Genomic DNA, 17,057 nt, shown 5'->3' with positions numbered 1-17,057 from the left:
ATTACGCGGCGGCCGACTTACGCAGCGGGCCGACTTACGCAGCGGGCCGACTTACGCAGCGGGCTCGCGGCGTTCGTCCGCATTCACCTGAGCGGCGAGACCCTGCTTGACGAGAACCTTCAATTCGCCCGGGTGCAGCCGGATCGAGACGTCGCGGGCGAGCGGCAGCAACTCGCCGTCCATGACGCAATTGGCCTTGGAGCGCAGTTTCGGGAAATGCAGGTGCACTTCGGCCGGGTGCATCACCATGACATCGGCATTCTCGCGGACCTTGCCGCGCAGCATGTCGATGGCGAGGCGGGCGACACCAAGCGGCTTCAGCGGATTTGCCGTGTAAAAGCCGAGTTCGCCGCTTCTCAAATTATCGGCGTAAAGCAGCGCGTTCTCGCCGAAGGGATTGTTGGAGACTGATATCGCCGACACCCTGCGGCGCTCGCGCATGCCGATCGCCTCGAACTCGACCTCGAATTCCGGCGGGTTGAAGATGACGCCCAAGGCCGCCTTCGTACTCGCCCGGATCTTGCCCAGCCGGGACCGATAGCTGTAGGCGTTGCGGTAACGCACCATGCGGGCATGCAGGCCGGCGGAAAACTGGTGGATGAAGGGCCGGCCGTTGGCGCTGGCGATATCGACATTGTCGACCTCGCCAGAGGCAAGCACATCGAGCGCCTGCCAGATATCGAGCGGCACACGCAGCGAGCGGGCAAAGAGGTTCATCGTGCCGGCCGGCACGACGCCGAGCGCAATGCCGTTTTTCCAGGCAATCGATGCCGCCGCCGAAATCGTGCCGTCACCACCGCCGGCAACGATACCGTCGATATCGTCGCGCTTGGCAGCCCGCTCCATGGCGGGAACGATTTCCTTTCCTGAGAAGACGATGGCGTCGAAATCGTGCCCCGCTTCGCGGAAAGCCGCCTCCGCCCTTTTTTCATAGGCCAGCATGTCGGTGGTCTTGAAGGTCCCGCCGTCGCGATTGAAAAAGCCTACAAGCTTCATAAGAGCTCCCGTCTCTGGCGCGGAAATGCTCCTGCCTTGCCCTGAGATGGTTGCGGTATCGCCGATTTCAAGCGCAGCCTTCTTTCCTGACAAAGGACAGAAGTTCAAAAATTGCAATAGACGTATGCACATAGCAGGACGCTGCACTGCAAAAAATGCACTCGACGGCAGCCGAGAGCTCACGGATAGATGGTCTATCGGAGACATCGTCTCCACCTCCCGCCATTTCCACCGATCGGCTTGCGGCTGCGCCTGCGCCAGCGGCCATTGCCAAGCAGAAACCGCCTCGAGGAGCTCTCGTGAGTGAGATTGCCGCCAATATTTCCATCGATAGCCGGGATGAAGAGCTGCCGTCGGCAATGACCGTGGCGCTGGTCCAGCTGGCGCTCGCCTGCGGCGGCTTCGGCATCGGCACCGGCGAATTCGCGATCATGGGATTGCTGCCCAATGTCGCCGAGACCTTCTCGGTCACGACGCCACAAGCCGGCTACGTCATCAGCGCCTATGCACTCGGCGTCGTCGTCGGCGCACCTGTTATTGCCGTGCTCGCCGCGAAGATGGCGCGCCGCACGCTGCTTTTGACGCTGATGCTGATCTTTGCCGCCGGCAATATATCGAGCGCCATGGCGCCGACCTTCGAAAGCTTCACGCTGCTGCGCTTCGTCAGCGGCCTGCCGCACGGCGCCTATTTCGGCGTCGCGGCCCTTGTCGCCGCCTCGATGGTGCCGGTGCATCGCCGCGCCCGTGCCGTTGGCCGCGTCATGCTCGGCCTGACCGTCGCGACACTTCTCGGCACGCCGTTGACGACCTTCTTCGGCCAGTCGCTCGACTGGCAGGTGGCGTTTTTCTCGGTCGGCGTGCTCGGCCTGCTGACGGTGGCACTGATCTGGTTCTACGTTCCGAAGGACAGGGTTTCCGCGGAAGCGGGTTTCCTGCGCGAACTCGGCGCCTTCCGCCGGCCGCAGGTGTGGCTGACGCTCGGCATTGCCGCTGTCGGTTACGGCGGCATGTTCGCGATGTTCAGCTATATCGCCTCGACGACGACTGAGGTGGCGATGCTGCCGGAGACGGCCGTTCCGATCATGCTGGTCCTCTTCGGCGTCGGCATGAATGCGGGCAATTTCATCGGCTCTTGGCTCGCCGACAAATCGCTGCTCGGCACGATCGGCGGGTCGCTCATCTATAATATCGTCGTGCTGACCATCTTCTCGCTGACCGCCGCCAATCCCTATATGCTCGGTCTCTCCGTCTTTCTCGTCGGCTGCGGTTTTGCCGCCGGACCGGCGCTGCAGACGCGGCTGATGGATGTCGCCGCCGACGCGCAGACGCTTGCGGCCGCTTCCAACCATTCCGCCTTCAACATCGCCAATGCGATCGGCGCTTGGCTCGGCGGTCTCGTCATCGCCGGGGGCTACGGTTTTGCGGCGACCGGTTATGTCGGCGCGGCACTGTCCTTCCTCGGCCTCTTCGTCTTTGCAGCCTCGCTACGCCTCGAGCGCCGCGACCGGAGCACGCAGGCCGTCTGAGGCCAAGCGCAGCTCGCGGCCTTCCGGGCTGCAGAAGACATAATCGTCACCCCAGGCGGCCAACGCCTGGATGACGGGCTTTAGCGTCCGGCCGAGCGGCGTCATTGCATATTCGACCCTCGGCGGCACGACCGGATAGACGGTGCGTGAGACAAGGCCGGACTCTTCCAGTTCACGCAGCTGCTTGGTCAGCATGCGCTGGGTCACGGCCGGCAGCTTACGACGCAATTCGTTGAAGCGCAGGGTTCCCTCCATCAGATGAAACAGGATCACGCCCTTCCACTTCCCGTCGAGGTAAGTCAGCGTCGCTTCGACCGGGCAGCCGGGGAAATTCTTGACGAGCTTGGCGCGCGGCAACGACATTTTACAGTATCCTTTTGGGTACTACGTACAGAATTTGTGCATTCTTGCGTTGTCAGATCATAGTGCGCATCTAGCTTCCGTGCAACGAACACAGGAGTTTCCCATGCGCGCCGTCGCCTATAAAAAGCCCCAACCGATCTCCTCCGAAACCTCGCTGATCGATGTCGAGCTGCCGATGCCGGAGGCCAAGGGTCACGATCTGCTCGTCGAGATCAAAGCCGTTTCGGTCAATCCCGTCGACGTCAAGGTGCGCGCCCATTCCGCACCGCCCGCAGACGAGTTCAAGGTGCTCGGCTGGGATGCCGCCGGCATCGTCAAGGCCATCGGCGCCGATGTCACCCTGTTCAAGCCCGGCGACGAGGTGTTCTACTCCGGCGTCATCAGCCGCCCGGGCAGCAATGCCGAATTCCATCTCGTCGACGAGCGCATCGTCGGCACCAAACCGAAGAGCCTCGACTTCGCGGCCGCGGCGGCCCTGCCGCTGACCTCGATTACGGCCTACGAGGCGCTGTTCGACCGGCTGAAGGTGCAGGACGCAGTTTCGGGAGCGGCACGATCCATCCTGATCATCGGCGGCGCTGGCGGCGTCGGCTCGATCGCCATTCAGATCGCCCGGGCATTGACCGACCTGACGGTGATCGCTACGGCCTCGCGGCCGGAAACGCAGGACTGGGTGAAGGAACTCGGCGCGCATCACGTCGTCGACCATTCCAAACCGATCGCGCCGCAGGTGGCAGCGCTCGGCATCGGCGCGCCGGGATTCATATTCTCGACCACCAATACCGACAGCCATATCGGCGACATCGTCGAAGCGATTGCGCCGCAAGGCCGCTTCGCATTGATCGACGATCCGAAAACGCTCGACATCGTGCCCTTCAAGCGCAAGGCCGTCTCCGTTCATTGGGAGCTGATGTTCACCCGCCCGCTCTACGGCACGCCTGACATGATCGAGCAGCACAAGCTGCTGAACAAGATTTCCGAGCTCATCGACGGCGGAAAGATCCGCACCACGCTTTCGGAGATCGTCGGGCCGATCAATGCGGCAAACCTAAAGACGGCGCATGCCATGGTCGAAAGCGGCAGGATGAAGGGCAAGGCGGTGCTTGCAGGATTCTGAGATCACAGCCGGCAGGCCGGTATTCGGGGACCCCCAAGATCATCCAAACCATACCCGCCTGGAATGCCGCATCGTGGGGTGCGGCATTCTGGCGTTAAGCATTTATCCCGCTTGACTTTTTCTGCGTCCGGGACCACCTAGCATTCACGTGGATGACACTCGTCGACCACGGATTTCAACGGAGCCATCATAACGATGCCAAGCGACAGTAGCAGTCGATTGCCTTTGCCGTACGCGACCCTCGTGCGCTGACCGACTCCTGTCGGCTCGCCCGATCGGACGCTACGGCGGATCGACGGAAAGGCGAGCCTCAAATGAATATCAATCGCTTCCCTCTTCGGGCAGGCCATGCCGCCCGTGTCTTCATCAACAACAGCCGCGGCGCAACGATCGCCGAACGTGTCGAATCGTTGAACGTACTCAGCGTCCAGGATGCCGGGCGGGTGCTGACCGGCATGCCGCTCGACTATGCGGTCAACATTCTCGACCGGCCGGAGCTTCGCAACGCTGCACAGATCCTTGCGCTGATCAGCCCCGAGGATGCCGCACGGCTGTTGCACGGCATGTCCAACGACCGCGTCGCCGACGTGCTGCTCGAACTCGACGGCGAGACCCGCGCCCGGCTTTTCTCCAGCCTCGACGAACCGGTGCGCATCGCGATCCAGCACCTGATGGGCTATCCGCCGCGCACGGCCGGCGGCATCATGACGACGGAGTTCGTCAGCGTGCCTGATAGCTGGACCGTCGCCCGCACGCTCGACCATGTGCGTCAGGTCGAACGCTCGCGCGAGACCGTCTACGCCATCTATGTGCTGGACGAGGTCAGCCATGCGCTGCTGCATGTGGTGACGCTGCGCCGCCTCATCACCGGCGAGCCGGAGGCTTCGATCCTCTCGGTGGCACAGAAGGGTGCGCCGGTTTCGGCCGATCCGCTGATGAAGCAGGAGGATGTCGCCAGGCTGATCCGCAAGCACGACCTGCTCGCCCTGCCCGTCACCGACGAACAGGGGCAGATTCTCGGCATCGTCACTGTCGATGACGTGATCGACACGATGATATCGGACACGACGGAAGCGGCTCAGAGGTTCGGCGGCATGGAGGCGCTCGGCCAGCCCTACATGAAGATCAGCTTCGCCGGCATGATCCGCAAGCGCGCCGGCTGGCTCGCTGCGCTCTTCCTCGGTGAGATGCTGACGGCAAGCGCCATGCAGCATTTCGAAGGCGAGCTGGAAAAGGCCGTGGTGCTGACGCTGTTCATCCCGCTGATCATGAGCTCGGGCGGCAATTCCGGGTCGCAGGCGACATCGCTGATCATCCGGGCGCTGGCGCTCGGCGAGTTGAAGCTTTCGGACTGGTGGAAGGTGCTTTTGCGCGAACTGCCGACCGGCATCGTGCTCGGCGCGATCCTCGGCCTCGTCGGCTTCATCCGCATCGTCTTCTGGCAGTCGGCCGGGCTTTACGATTACGGCCCGCACTGGCAGATGGTCGCCGTTACGGTGTTTGCCGCCCTGATCGGGATCGTCACCTTCGGTTCGATCTGCGGTTCGATGCTGCCCTTCGTGCTGCAGAAGCTCCGGCTCGATCCGGCCAGCGCCTCGGCCCCCTTCGTCGCCACGCTGGTCGATGTCACCGGGCTCGTCATCTACTTCTCGGTGGCGCTGCTCATCCTCAGCGGGACGCTGCTCTAACCCGCAATAATGCCCGAGGGAAATTATTTTCCCTCGGGCAACTTCAACGGCCCATGCGTCTTCATGCTGCGGATGGCGAAGTTCGAGCGGATGTCGCTGACATTCGGCAGGGTCAACAGCGTTTCCGTCAGAAGCCGTTCGTAGGCGGCGAGATCCTCCACCACCACTTCGGCGAGGAAATCGGCCGTGCCTGAGATCAGGAAACAGGAGACGATCTCGGGGATGGCGAGCAGCGCCTTCTGCTGCGCCTCGGAATTTTCGCGGCTGTGCTGGACGACCTTGAATTCGACGAAGACGGTGAGGCCGAGACCGACCTCCTTGCGATCGATATCTGCCGTGTAACCGCGGATGATCCCGGACCGTTCGAGATTGCGGATGCGGCGCAGGCAGGGCGACGGCGAAAGGTTCACCTTCTCGGCGATCTCGACATTTGTGGCCCGTGCATCCTCCTGCAGGCACTTCAGGATGGCAATATCGAATTTATCGAGATTTGGCATTTTCGCGACCCCCGCCGACATCAATTGGCAGAAGATTGCGCATAGCATGATTTTTGAGCCATAGATAGCAAGGACATGCCCTGACCTCTGGCGCTAGTCTTCTCTTCAACCGGACAGGCTCCGGATGAAAGAAAGGACAGGACGATGACCACCATTGCTTTCACGAACGACAAGTCGCCATCGCAGGTACTGGGTTATGCCGGCGGCACCATTACCGTGCTGATCTGGGCGACATGGTTTCTTGTCACCCGCCACAGCGCCGCAACGCCCCTCGGCTCGATCGATATCGGGCTGATCCGCTTCGGAATTCCGGCGCTGGTGCTTTCGCCTGTCTGGCTGAAGACGGGACTGCTGCCGAAGGGCCTGCCGCTTCACCTGCTGGCGATCATGGTGTCCGGTTCGGGCGCTGTCTTCTTCCTGCTGACCACGCTGGCAATCCATTCCACGCCGGCGGCCTCTTCGGGGATTCTGCTCGGCGGCTCGATGCCGCTCGCCGCGGCGCTCATCGGGATTGCGCTGTTTCGCGAAAGACCTGACGGCACACGCATCGCCGGGCTTATCGCAATCGTTGCCGGCGTGCTGATCCTGCTCACGCGCAGCCTTGCGGACGCCTCGCTGCCATGGACGAGCTTCGTGCTGCTGCCGGCCGGCGCCATTCTCTGGGCAAGTTATACGCATGCCTTCCGCCGCTCCGGTCTGACAGCCGTGCAGGCAAGCGCCCTGATCGCCGTCTGGTCCTTCCTGATCATGGGCGCGCTTGCCCTCATCTTCGGCATCTCGCTGCCACAGGCCCCACTTCAGGAGATCGGCCTGCAGGTGTTGAGCCAGGGCGTTCTTTCCGGCCTCGTCGCCATGGTCGCCTACGGCACCGCCGTCAGAACACTCGGCGGAACACAGGCTGCCGCCTTCACGGCGCTGACGCCGGTGCTGGCGACGCTTGGCGGCGGCTTGCTGCTTGGCGAAGCGATCGGCATGACGGAAATCAGCGCCGCCGTGATCACCGGCATCGGCGTGGCGCTTTCGACAGGCATCGCCACGCCACGCCGCTGAAATCCAACACCAACAGCAGATCGAAAGCCGCCTGCAGCCATCGCTGCGGCGGCTTTTTCAATGGAGAGGGCGTCGTTATCGAGCTTGGAACGGACACGTCAGGCCTGGATGACGACGACCCTGGCGCCGACTTCGACGCGGCTATAGAGGTCAATCACATCGTGGTTCATCATGCGGACACAGCCGCTCGACATGGCAAGACCGATCGATTGCGGCTGGTTGGTGCCATGAATGCGAAAATGCGTGTCGTTGCCGCCACGAAAGAGATACATCGCCCGCGCACCGAGCGGGTTGTTCGGGCCGCCCGGCATGCCGCCGGCGAGCTTGCGATAGCGCTCTTCGCGGCGCTGCATGTTTTCGGTGGGTGTCCAGCTCGGCCACTCGGCCTTGCGGCCGATATAGGCGTTACCGGCAAAGGCCAGCCCCTCGCGGCCGACACCGACGCCATAACGTACCGCCCTGCCGCCGCCGAGGACGTAATAGGCGCGCCGCGCGGGTGTGTCGACGATCACCGTGCCGGCAGCATGCGTGGTTTCGTAGGCCACTTCCTGGCGGCGGAGCTCCGGCTTGATCTTGTCGATCGGCACCTGCTTCAACGGGAATTTTTCATCCGGAAGTGCGGCATAATTGGTCTGGCTGTTCAGACCGGTCGAAGAGCAGCCGGCCACGAAAAGCGGCAGAGCGATCAGAAAGCCCCGGCGGGAGATCGTCATGAATGTGTCCTTAGTGCGTCAACACGATGTCGCAAGCTAAGGAGATTATGGTTAATGAAACGCTAAACAGGTGCGGCAGACGAAGATAACGAATGCGTTATCCGGTATGGGTGAACTGTTATTTCGCAACAGTTTCAATGCTACTCGTCAGCTCAAGGTATTGACCTACGGAAAAGTTTTCCCAGCCATCCTGCGGGGCACGATCGAGTTCTGGCGAGCGACTGGAATAAATGCCGAAGAATCCATCCGAGAGCTGATCGCGCCGGGCTAGGTAAGCCGCCTTCGAAAGGCCGACTTCGCTTTCCCGCTGAAGGATCTCTTCGCCCCCAATCGACATAGACCAGACCAGCCGGATGTTTCTGGTGCAAATGTCGATAACAGGATTCCCGCCGGTACACCTGCCGACAACAATCTCATCATCCTTGCCCCAGGTGTTCCGGCGCAAGAAATCCAAGAGTCGCATTTCATCATGGAAGCCGTCGGTTGCCACGCGCAGGCGGGCCATGCGGACGGATTTTCTGGCAGCGGGGGGAAGCCGAGCCACCTTTATCAGCCGGAGCGCATGGTGCGGCTCCTGCTCAAACCGAATTTCGAGAAAGGGCCGATAGCTCCAAAGAAGTGGAACAGCCGCTTCGGTACCCCCGTCCATCCACCAATCGGGCGGCCCCAGCAGCTCGGAGACCGCGCGCATAGTCATGCCGCACTTCAGGGGTCCAAGCTCTCCCGTTTGCAGAAAGGAGAGCAAAGAAACCGTGGCGGATTTGCGATAGCGAACGGCCATCCGGTCTTACATATTCGGATAGACCGGCCCCTCGCCGCCCTGCGGCGGCACCCAGTTGATGTTCTGGTTGGGGTCCTTGATGTCGCAGGTCTTGCAGTGCACGCAGTTCTGGGCGTTGATGACGAAGACGTCCTTGCCGTCTTTCTCCACCCATTCATAGACGCCGGCCGGACAGTAACGCGTCGACGGGCCGGCATAGATGTCGTGCTCGGACGACTTCTGCAGGTTCATGTCCTTGACCTGCAGGTGCACCGGCTGGTCTTCCTCGTGATTGGTGTTCGACAGGAACACCGAGGACAGGCGATCGAAGGTCAAGACGCCATCGGGTTTCGGATAGGCGATCGGCTTGTGCTGCGAGGCCGGCTCCAGCGATTGGGCATCGGTCTTGCCGTGCTTCAGCGTGCCGAAGAAGGAAAAACCGAGGAGCTGGTTCGTCCACATGTCGAAGCCGCCGAGCGCCACGCCGAGCGCGGTGCCGAACTTCGACCACAGCGGCTTGACGTTGCGCACGCGCTTCAAATCCTTGCCGATGTCGCCCTTGCGCCATTCATTCTCGATTTCGATCACGTCGTCATGGCTGCGGCCGGATACAATCGCCGCGGCAATCTTCTCGGCGGCCAGCATGCCCGACAGCACCGCATTGTGGCTGCCCTTGATGCGCGGCACGTTGACGAGCCCGGCCGAACAGCCGATCAGCGCCCCGCCAGGGAAGGAAAGCTTCGGCACCGACTGGTAGCCGCCCTCGGTGATGGCACGCGCCCCATAGGACAGTCGCTTGCCGCCCTCGAAGGTGGTGCGGATCGCCGGATGGGTCTTGAAGCGCTGGAATTCCTCGAAGGGATAGAGATAGGGGTTCTTGTAATTGAGGTGGACGACGAAGCCGACGGCCACCAGATTGTCTTCCAGGTGATAGAGGAAGGAGCCGCCGCCGGTCTTCATGCCGAGCGGCCAGCCGAAGGAGTGCTGCACCAGGCCCGGCCGATGGTTCTCCGGCTTGACCTGCCAGAGTTCCTTGATGCCGATGCCGAATTTTTGCGGTTCGCGGTCCTTCGAAAGATCGAACTTGGCAATCAGCTGCTTGGCGAGCGAGCCACGCACGCCCTCGCCGATCAGCACATATTTGCCGAGCAGTTCCATGCCGCGGGTATAGTTCGGGCCGGGCTCGCCGTTCTTCTCGATGCCCATATCGCCGGTGGCGACCCCGATCACCGCACCCTCGTCATTGTAGAGCACTTCGGTTGCGGCAAAACCCGGATAGATCTCGACGCCGAGTTCTTCGGCCTTGGTCGCCAGCCAGCGACAGACGAGCCCGAGCGAGACGATGTAGTTGCCGTGATTGTTCATCAGGGGCGGCATCAGCACATTCGGCAGGCGAACGGAGCCGGCCGGACCGAGCAGCAGGAAGTGGTCGGCGGTGACTTTGGTCTTGAAGGGATGATCGGCATCTTTACGCCAATCCGGCAGCAGCCGGTCGATGCCGATCGGATCGACGACGGCGCCCGAGAGGATATGCGCGCCGACTTCCGCGCCCTTCTCCAGCACGACGACGGACAGTTCCGGATTGACCTGCTTCAACCGGATCGCCGCCGCAAGACCAGCCGGGCCTGCGCCGACGATCACAACGTCGAATTCCATGCTCTCGCGTTCGGGCAGCTCAGTCGTCTCGGTCATTCACTCGTCTCCGCTTGGCGGCACGCGGCCGTCATCCCGTCATGGCACTTTCTTGTCAAAACGAGAAAGCATTGTCGAGCCGGGATACGACAGCCAATCTTCCAATTCGCCCAATGATGAGGCCTCGTGGAAAAGAATTACATAACGTTTACGTCAACGTCAATTATCAAACGCTGCCGAACCGGTTACATCCCCTTTCCTTTTCCGCTGCTTGCGCCTTATACATCGCTCAAAGCTATCGGAGGACAATCATGGATCTCGGCATCAAGGGCAAACGGGCACTCGTCCTCGCCTCCTCGCGCGGCCTCGGCCTAGGCATCGCCGTGGCGCTGGCGCGTGAGGGCGCAAACGTGCTGCTCTGCGGGCGCAGCGGCGACCAGCTGGAGGCCAATTGCAAAGCGATCAATGGCGAAGGCAAAGGCCGGGCCGACTGGATCTGGGCCGATCTCGGGGACGAACGCTTCGTCGAGATGGTGACGACGGCGGTAAAGGAAAAGTTCGGCGGGCTCGATATCCTGGTCAACAATACCGGCGGGCCGACACCCGGCACGACGGAGGACATGACGGGCGAAAAGCTGGAAATCTATTTCCTCTCCATGGTCGCGCGCGTGATCACGCTCACCAATGCGCTGCTGCCCGGCATGAAGGCGCAGGGCTGGGGCCGCATCCTGACGGTTGCCTCATCCGGCGTGATCGAACCGATCGCCAATCTGGCGTTGTCGAATACGCTGCGCCCGGCCCTTGCCGGCTGGAGCAAGACGCTTGCCTCCGAAGTGGCGGGCTTCGGCGTCACCACCAACCTGCTCCTGCCGGGCAGCATCCTGACGGCGCGGCTCGACGATCTCGACGGGGCGGCGGCAAAGCGGACCGGCAAGAGCCTCGAGGAGATCCGCACCGACAAGGAGGCGCGTATTCCGGTCGGCCGCTACGGCAGGGTGGAGGAATTTGCCGCAACCGCGGTCTTCCTGTGCAGCCAGCCGGCAAGCTATATCACCGGCTCGCTCATCCGCTGCGACGGCGGCGCGGCACGCTCCGTCTGAGCATTCCCTCTCAGCCGACGCGGGCCGCCGCCGCCCATGTCGCCACACTTCGGATCATCTGTTCGACGTTCGCCGGATCGTCCGCAAGTTCGGCGAGCTCGGACAGACGATGGAAGCCGGTCAGGATCGCAATGCGCCGCCGGTCGAGCCTGCGTCCGGTCAGCATTTCATAGGCCGATACGATGCGGGCGGTCAGATCGGGCGAGATGAAATTCGAGTAGATGAATTCCTGGTGCAACGGGCCAAAACCTGAATCGGCGAAATCATAAATGCCGTTCAGCCGCCTTTGCGCGTGGTCGAAGGCCATGTTCCAACCATGACCGTCGAAGAAGCCGTAGATGTTGCCGTAGGGATCGGGCGGCAAGGCTTCGAAATCGAAAATGATCACCTGCGCAAAGCTCCGGATGTCAGGCGGCAGCAGCGCCAAAGCCTTTGTTCGCACCGTCTCGGGCGATTGCCATGGCTGGATCGCCCCGGCACCGGCCGACCGCATGCGGTCGGCATCGAGCACATGCAGCTCGGCGTAAAAACGCGCGAGATCTTCCGCGAGGTGCTGACGATCGCTTTCGCCAAGCGCATCGTAATCTTCGACAATGAGATGTTCGCCGTCGAGCTTGGCATGGCTGGAGAAGATCGGCGGCCCGTCGTGAATGCGCATGTCGGGAACCGCCATCGACAGCGACGGCCGAACGATCTCGAGCAAGGCGGCTTCCTTCTGAAGCGCTCTTTCTGCGCCGAGATTGCGGGGAAACTTGAAGATCAGCGTGTCATCGACGTCGACGGCAAGCGAATCCCAGCCTTTTGCCGCCAGCTTGAAGACGGAGGCCGTGAGCTCAGGAAACACGCTTGTTATGAGAGAGCGAAATTCGCTGGCGTCCAACTCAGTCATGACGACCTGCCTTCTCTAGTTTTTCCTCCCGGGCGACGGTCGGCTTACGGGCCGAAATCGTCGCCCCGCGAACCACCCTCGCCGCCGCCGTCAGACGGCACCGGCTACACTGGCTCTATATTAGTATAGTTTGAATATTACGGAATATTCATTACAAAAATTTAAGCCATTATAACCACTTAGTGATTACCCGCCGGGAATTATGTCTTTTTTGCGCCGCAATATAAGTGGCTCAATCGGGGCATAAAATTCGCAACCTTGCCCCCGCAACCTTGCCCAAAGTCCGGTATCGCCCATGAAGAAATTTTGGATCACCGTCAGCGTTATCGCAATTGCCGCCGTCGGCGTCTGGCAATTCGGGAATCTGGTCCCTAATGCCTCCCGCATTCCCTACCTCTCGCAGTTCATCAAGCAGCCGCCCGGCGGTAATGGCGGCGGGCAGCAGGCACAGGCCGATCAGGGGCAGGCCAATCAGGGGCAGGATGGTGGGCAACATCAGGGCGGCGGGCGCAGACGCGGTGGCGGCGGCCCGACCGTCGTTAAAACAGTCGCAGCCGCGAAAACGACACTGCCGATGGACGTGACGGCGACCGGCTGGGCCGATGCCGATGACAATACGACCATTGCCGCACAGGAACAGGGCCTGATCGTCAGCATCGATGCGCAGGACGGGGCGACCGTCAAAGCCGGCGACCTGATCGCCAAGCTGGACGATCGGACGGCCAAGGCGACGGTCGACAAGGACAATGCGATGATCGTGCGCGACGCGGCAACCCTTTCGGAAGCCGCGACCGCATTGACGCGTGCGCAGGATCTCTTCAACCAGAAGGCCGGCACCCAGCAGAGCCTCGACCAGGCAGTCGCCGCCCGCGATACCGCTGCAGCCACTGTTGACGCCGACAAGGCGTCGCTGGCCTCCGATCAGATCTTGCTCGAGCACACCGATATCCGCGCTCCCTTCGACGGCCGGCTCGGCGATATCGTTGTCAGCAAGGGGGCTTTCCTCAGTGCCGGGGCGGCAATCGTCACCATCGCGAAATACGATCCGATCTATGTGAAATTCCACCTGCAGGAACGCTATCTGCGGGAGCTGAAGAGTGCCTTGGCAGCCGGTCCGGTCGAGGTCAGCACCGCCCCCAATTCCACCAAGGGGCAAGTGCGAAAGGGCGAAATCAGCTTCTACGACAACACGGTCGATACGGCCTCGGGCACGATCCTCGCCAAGGCGAAATTCGAGAATGCCTCCGGTGCGCTCTGGCCCGGCCAGTCAGTCAACATCGTCGTGCATTTCAACAATGACGAACAGCAGGTGGTGGTGCCGACGGTTGCCGTCAGCCCCGGTCCGGAGGGATTCTTCGCCTTCGTCGCCAAGGACGGCAAATCGCATCTGACGGCCGTCACCGTTGCCCGTGCAAATGGCGGCTTCACCGCCATAGAATCGGGCCTTCAGGCAGGCGATCACGTCGTCGTCGAGGGCCAGGGCCAGCTCAGCGACCAGCAGGCGATCAACGAGCAATTCGACGAAAAGGCGCTTGATGTCGCCTCCGCCGAAGAGCCTCGGCAACAGCAGCCGTCCGAGACGATCGCGGTGGGAGCTCAGCAATGATCCCGAATTTTTGTATCCAGCGCCCCGTCGCGACGACGCTGCTTGCCATCGGCGTCATTCTGGCCGGTCTTGCCGGTTATCAGCTCGTGCCGGTCGCGGCCCTGCCGCAGGTCGATTTTCCCACGATCAGCGTTTCGGCGCAGTTGAGTGGCGCCTCGCCGCAGACGATGGCAACCTCGGTTTCGACACCGCTGATCAAGCAGTTCGAGACCATTCCCGGGATCACCGAAATCAGCGCCTCCAGCTCGCTCGGCAGCACCAGCATCGTGCTGCAGTTCGACCTCAGTCGTAATATCGATGCGGCTGCAGCCGACGTGCAGGCGGCGATCTCGCATGCCACCCGGCAACTGCCCGACAATCTGACGACGCCGCCGAGTTATCGCAAGACAAACCCGGCCGATGCGCCCGTCATGCTGCTCTCGGTGCAGAGCAACACCATGCCGCGCAGCAAGCTTGACGACATCGCCGAGAACATCATCTCGCCGTCGCTTTCCACACTTCCCGGCGTCGCCCAGGTCAGCGTCTACGGTGCACAGACCTATGCCGTCCGCGTCGAGGTCGATCCCAACAAACTGCTGACCCGCGGCATCGGCATCGACACCGTCAACAAGGCGCTTGCTGCCGCCAACAGCCAGCAGCCCGTGGGAACACTGCAGAACAATTCGCAGAGCATGACCATCACGGCGAACACGCAGAGCACCAGCGCCGAGCAGTTCCGTTCGCTGGTCATTGCCAATCCGAACGGTGCGCCGATCCACCTCGGCGATATTGCCGACGTGCAGGACAGCGTCGAGAACCAGTATACCGGCAGCTGGTATGACGGCCAGCGTGGCATCATCCTCGCCATCCAGCGCCAGCCGGACGCCAACACCGTCGATGTCGTCGATGCGATCAACGCCAAGCTGCCGCAGCTTCACGCCGAAATCCCACCCTCGGTCAACACGGTCGTCATGAACGACGCCGCAAAGCCGATTCGCGATGCCATCTCCGATGTGAAGTTCACGCTGCTCCTGACGATCGGCCTCGTCGTTCTCGTCATCTACCTCTTTACCGGCCATGCGACCGCAACGATCATTCCCGGCCTTGCCGTTCCTCTGTCGCTGATCTCGACCTTCGGCATGATGTATGTGCTCGGCTATAGTATCGACAACATCTCGCTGCTCGGGCTAACGCTCGCGGTGGGGCTCGTGGTGGATGACGCCATCGTCATGCTCGAGAACATCCTGCGACATGTCGAGGAAGGCATGCCGGTGCGGGAAGCGGCGATCAAGGGTGCGGGCGAAGTCAGCTACACCATCATTTCCATGTCGGTTTCGCTGATCGCGGTCTTCATCCCGATCCTGCTGATGGGCGGTGTTGTCGGCCGCGTGTTCAACGAATTCGGCATGGTGGTCGCCATCGCCATCATCTCCTCGGCAATCGTCTCGCTAACCGTGACGCCGATGCTCGCCTCGCGCCTGTCGAACCACCAGAGCCGCCCGCCGCTCATCATCCGCATCTTCGATGCCGGCTTCGAACGGACGCTGCGCGGCTACGACAGGGCTGTCGGCTGGTGCCTTCGCCACCGCCCAACGATCCTCGGCGTTTTCCTCGCCTCGGTCGCGCTGACAATCTATTTCTTCATGACGCTGCCAACGAGCTTCTTCCCACAGGAGGATATCGGCCGCCTGACGATCAGCACGCAGGCCCGGCAGGACATTTCCTATTCCGCGATGTCGGCGCTGCAGCAGCAGGCGGCCGCCGTCGTGAAAGCGAACCCGGCGGTCAACCATGTGATGTCGACGATCGGCGGCAACCCCAACAAGCCGCAGAACAATGGCTCGATGTTCGTCGAACTCAAGGACAAGAAGCAGCGTGCGCCGCTTGACCAGACGCTGCGCGAACTGCGCACGGCGATCAACAAGATCCCCGGCTTGCAGGCCTTCGTGACGCCGAACCAGAGCCTGCGCTTCGGCGGCCGCCAGACCGCCAGCCAGTATCAGCTGGTCGTGCAGGCGCTGAACGTCGACCAGACCAACCTCTGGGCCGGCAAGATCCAGGCGGCGATGCGCAAGGACCGGCTGTTCACCGACGTGACCTCGGACGCCCAGAACAACGCCCTGCAGGCCAATATCGTCATCGATACCGAGCGGGCAGCCGCCTACGGGATCGACAACGACACGCTGCGCACGACGCTGCAGGAATCCTTCAGCGGATATTCCGCTGCGGAAATCCAGTCGACCGGCGACAGCTACGACGTCATCGTCGAATACGACACCAGCAAACCCTGGGACGACCAGAAGCTCTCGGAGATCCGTGTCGCCTCGGCCAATGGCAGCCTGGTGCCGCTTTCGAACTTCGCGCATGTCCAACGCACCACAGGCCCGGTCACCATCAACCAGACGGGCCAGCTGGTCTCGACCACCGTTTCCTTCAACCTGCCGGAAGGCGTCTCGCTCAGCGACGCCACGGCAGCGATCGACCAGATCAAGAAGGACATCAGCGTGCCGGCAGACGTCTTCACATCCTACGGCGGTACGGCGCAAATCTTCGAGCAATCGCAGGGCAATACGCCCTATCTGATCCTGGCGGCGGTGCTGACCATTTATGTCGTGCTCGGCGTGCTCTATGAAAGCTTCATCCACCCGCTCACCATCCTGTCCGGCCTTCCGGCCGCGGCATTCGGTGCGCTGCTGGCATTGAAGATCATGGGCTTCGACCTGTCGATCATCGCCCTGATCGGCCTCTTGATGCTGATCGGCATTGTCAAGAAGAACGCGATCATGATGATCGACGTGGCGGTGGAGACCATGCGCACGACGGGCGAGAAGGCGACGGCGGCGATCCACGAAGCCTGCGTGCGACGCTTCCGGCCGATCATGATGACGACCTTCTGTGCCCTGCTTGGCGCCCTGCCGATCGCGCTCGGCACCGGCGCAAGCTCGGAACTGCGTCAACCGCTCGGCATCGCCGTCGTCGGCGGCCTGATCGTCTCGCAGATGCTGACGCTCTTCATCACCCCGGTCATCTTCGTCGAGATGGATCGCTTCGGCAATTTCCTCGGCCGCCTGATCGGCCACAAGAAGGTCGAGGAGCCGGAGCTGCACGAGGCAAGGGCGATGGCCGCCGAATAACGGCGGA

At 62.0% G+C, this 17,057-nt stretch carries 14 protein-coding genes; 7 read left to right on the top strand and 7 right to left on the bottom strand.

All coding sequences use genetic code 11. The annotated features are described in order from the left end of the window. Nucleotides 1-51: 51 nt before the first annotated feature. A complete protein-coding gene (locus AC25BC_RS05765; RefSeq protein WP_128439196.1) occupies nucleotides 52-996 on the bottom strand; it encodes a diacylglycerol/lipid kinase family protein in 945 nt (314 codons plus the stop codon). 299 nt (nucleotides 997-1,295) lie between these two features. On the opposite strand from AC25BC_RS05765, the gene AC25BC_RS05760 reads away from it, so the two are divergent. Continuing rightward, complete coding sequence (locus tag AC25BC_RS05760) at nucleotides 1,296-2,522, top strand: MFS transporter (protein WP_113547124.1); 1,227 nt, start codon at nucleotides 1,296-1,298, stop codon at nucleotides 2,520-2,522. Here the strand turns inward: AC25BC_RS05760 and AC25BC_RS05755 are convergent. Further along, nucleotides 2,481-2,885: a winged helix-turn-helix transcriptional regulator gene (locus AC25BC_RS05755; protein WP_113547123.1), complete on the bottom strand. Its 405-nt coding sequence runs from the start codon at nucleotides 2,883-2,885 to the stop codon at nucleotides 2,481-2,483. The genes AC25BC_RS05760 and AC25BC_RS05755 overlap by 42 nt on opposite strands. Nucleotides 2,886-2,988: 103 nt before the next feature. Here AC25BC_RS05755 and AC25BC_RS05750 point away from each other — a divergent pair, with 103 nt between their 5' ends. Beyond that, nucleotides 2,989-4,002 carry a zinc-binding alcohol dehydrogenase family protein gene (locus AC25BC_RS05750; RefSeq protein WP_128439197.1) on the top strand — a complete coding sequence of 338 codons (1,014 nt, stop codon included), beginning with the start codon at nucleotides 2,989-2,991 and terminating at the stop codon, nucleotides 4,000-4,002. Between the two features lie 314 nt (nucleotides 4,003-4,316). Beyond that, complete coding sequence (gene mgtE / locus AC25BC_RS05745; RefSeq protein ID WP_113547121.1) at nucleotides 4,317-5,690, top strand: magnesium transporter; 1,374 nt, start codon at nucleotides 4,317-4,319, stop codon at nucleotides 5,688-5,690. 23 nt (nucleotides 5,691-5,713) lie between these two features. On the opposite strand, the gene AC25BC_RS05740 is transcribed toward mgtE, so the two are convergent. Then, nucleotides 5,714-6,235, bottom strand: a complete 522-nt coding sequence (locus AC25BC_RS05740; protein ID WP_017993465.1) for an Lrp/AsnC family transcriptional regulator — start codon at nucleotides 6,233-6,235, stop codon at nucleotides 5,714-5,716. A 96-nt stretch (nucleotides 6,236-6,331) separates the two neighbouring features. On the opposite strand from AC25BC_RS05740, the gene AC25BC_RS05735 reads away from it, so the two are divergent. Continuing rightward, the gene (locus AC25BC_RS05735) at nucleotides 6,332-7,237 is read left to right on the top strand and encodes a DMT family transporter (RefSeq protein ID WP_128439198.1); all 906 of its coding nucleotides are present in this window, start codon (nucleotides 6,332-6,334) and stop codon (nucleotides 7,235-7,237) included. Between the two features lie 98 nt (nucleotides 7,238-7,335). Here the strand turns inward: AC25BC_RS05735 and AC25BC_RS05730 are convergent, their stop codons facing one another. The 3 genes from AC25BC_RS05730 to AC25BC_RS05720 form a co-directional block, all read right to left on the bottom strand. Beyond that, complete coding sequence (locus AC25BC_RS05730) at nucleotides 7,336-7,950, bottom strand: L,D-transpeptidase (protein ID WP_003546820.1); 615 nt, start codon at nucleotides 7,948-7,950, stop codon at nucleotides 7,336-7,338. Between the two features lie 118 nt (nucleotides 7,951-8,068). Beyond that, a complete protein-coding gene (locus tag AC25BC_RS05725) occupies nucleotides 8,069-8,731 on the bottom strand; it encodes a hypothetical protein (RefSeq protein ID WP_128439199.1) in 663 nt (220 codons plus the stop codon). Between the two features lie 6 nt (nucleotides 8,732-8,737). Beyond that, nucleotides 8,738-10,402: an electron transfer flavoprotein-ubiquinone oxidoreductase gene (locus AC25BC_RS05720; protein WP_128439200.1), complete on the bottom strand. Its 1,665-nt coding sequence runs from the start codon at nucleotides 10,400-10,402 to the stop codon at nucleotides 8,738-8,740. Nucleotides 10,403-10,653: 251 nt separating this feature from the next. Between AC25BC_RS05720 and AC25BC_RS05715 the strand changes: the two genes are divergently transcribed. Next, nucleotides 10,654-11,442 (top strand): SDR family oxidoreductase, encoded by a 789-nt coding sequence (locus tag AC25BC_RS05715; protein ID WP_128439201.1) that lies wholly within the window; start codon nucleotides 10,654-10,656, stop codon nucleotides 11,440-11,442. A gap of 10 nt (nucleotides 11,443-11,452) precedes the next feature. On the opposite strand, the gene AC25BC_RS05710 is transcribed toward AC25BC_RS05715, so the two are convergent. Continuing rightward, nucleotides 11,453-12,331 (bottom strand): phosphotransferase family protein, encoded by an 879-nt coding sequence (locus tag AC25BC_RS05710; protein ID WP_128439202.1) that lies wholly within the window; start codon nucleotides 12,329-12,331, stop codon nucleotides 11,453-11,455. A 295-nt stretch (nucleotides 12,332-12,626) separates the two neighbouring features. On the opposite strand from AC25BC_RS05710, the gene AC25BC_RS05705 reads away from it, so the two are divergent. Together AC25BC_RS05705 and AC25BC_RS05700 are read left to right on the top strand one after the other, a co-directional pair. Continuing rightward, complete coding sequence (locus AC25BC_RS05705) at nucleotides 12,627-13,937, top strand: efflux RND transporter periplasmic adaptor subunit (RefSeq protein ID WP_128439203.1); 1,311 nt, start codon at nucleotides 12,627-12,629, stop codon at nucleotides 13,935-13,937. Beyond that, a complete protein-coding gene (locus AC25BC_RS05700) occupies nucleotides 13,934-17,050 on the top strand; it encodes an efflux RND transporter permease subunit (protein WP_128439204.1) in 3,117 nt (1,038 codons plus the stop codon). Before AC25BC_RS05705 ends, AC25BC_RS05700 begins: the two co-directional genes overlap by 4 nt. The last annotated feature ends 7 nt before the right edge of the window (nucleotides 17,051-17,057 follow it).

The sequence above is a fragment of the Rhizobium sp. WSM409 genome (assembly GCF_057653825.1).
This window is presented reverse-complemented; position numbering and strand designations above follow the sequence as displayed.

What these genes read in the sequence shown, in the direction of transcription:
- AC25BC_RS05720 (WP_128439200.1), bottom strand. Translation starts at nt 10,402, where the DNA reads ATGACCGAGACGACTGAGCTGCCCGAACGCGAGAGCATGGAATTCGAC.
- AC25BC_RS05765 (WP_128439196.1), bottom strand. Translation starts at nt 996, where the DNA reads ATGAAGCTTGTAGGCTTTTTCAATCGCGACGGCGGGACCTTCAAGACC.
- AC25BC_RS05730 (WP_003546820.1), bottom strand. Translation starts at nt 7,950, where the DNA reads ATGACGATCTCCCGCCGGGGCTTTCTGATCGCTCTGCCGCTTTTCGTG.
- mgtE (WP_113547121.1), top strand. Translation starts at nt 4,317, where the DNA reads ATGAATATCAATCGCTTCCCTCTTCGGGCAGGCCATGCCGCCCGTGTC.
- AC25BC_RS05740 (WP_017993465.1), bottom strand. Translation starts at nt 6,235, where the DNA reads ATGCTATGCGCAATCTTCTGCCAATTGATGTCGGCGGGGGTCGCGAAA.
- AC25BC_RS05750 (WP_128439197.1), top strand. Translation starts at nt 2,989, where the DNA reads ATGCGCGCCGTCGCCTATAAAAAGCCCCAACCGATCTCCTCCGAAACC.
- AC25BC_RS05725 (WP_128439199.1), bottom strand. Translation starts at nt 8,731, where the DNA reads ATGGCCGTTCGCTATCGCAAATCCGCCACGGTTTCTTTGCTCTCCTTT.
- AC25BC_RS05710 (WP_128439202.1), bottom strand. Translation starts at nt 12,331, where the DNA reads ATGACTGAGTTGGACGCCAGCGAATTTCGCTCTCTCATAACAAGCGTG.
- AC25BC_RS05705 (WP_128439203.1), top strand. Translation starts at nt 12,627, where the DNA reads ATGAAGAAATTTTGGATCACCGTCAGCGTTATCGCAATTGCCGCCGTC.
- AC25BC_RS05755 (WP_113547123.1), bottom strand. Translation starts at nt 2,885, where the DNA reads ATGTCGTTGCCGCGCGCCAAGCTCGTCAAGAATTTCCCCGGCTGCCCG.
- AC25BC_RS05735 (WP_128439198.1), top strand. Translation starts at nt 6,332, where the DNA reads ATGACCACCATTGCTTTCACGAACGACAAGTCGCCATCGCAGGTACTG.
- AC25BC_RS05715 (WP_128439201.1), top strand. Translation starts at nt 10,654, where the DNA reads ATGGATCTCGGCATCAAGGGCAAACGGGCACTCGTCCTCGCCTCCTCG.
- AC25BC_RS05700 (WP_128439204.1), top strand. Translation starts at nt 13,934, where the DNA reads ATGATCCCGAATTTTTGTATCCAGCGCCCCGTCGCGACGACGCTGCTT.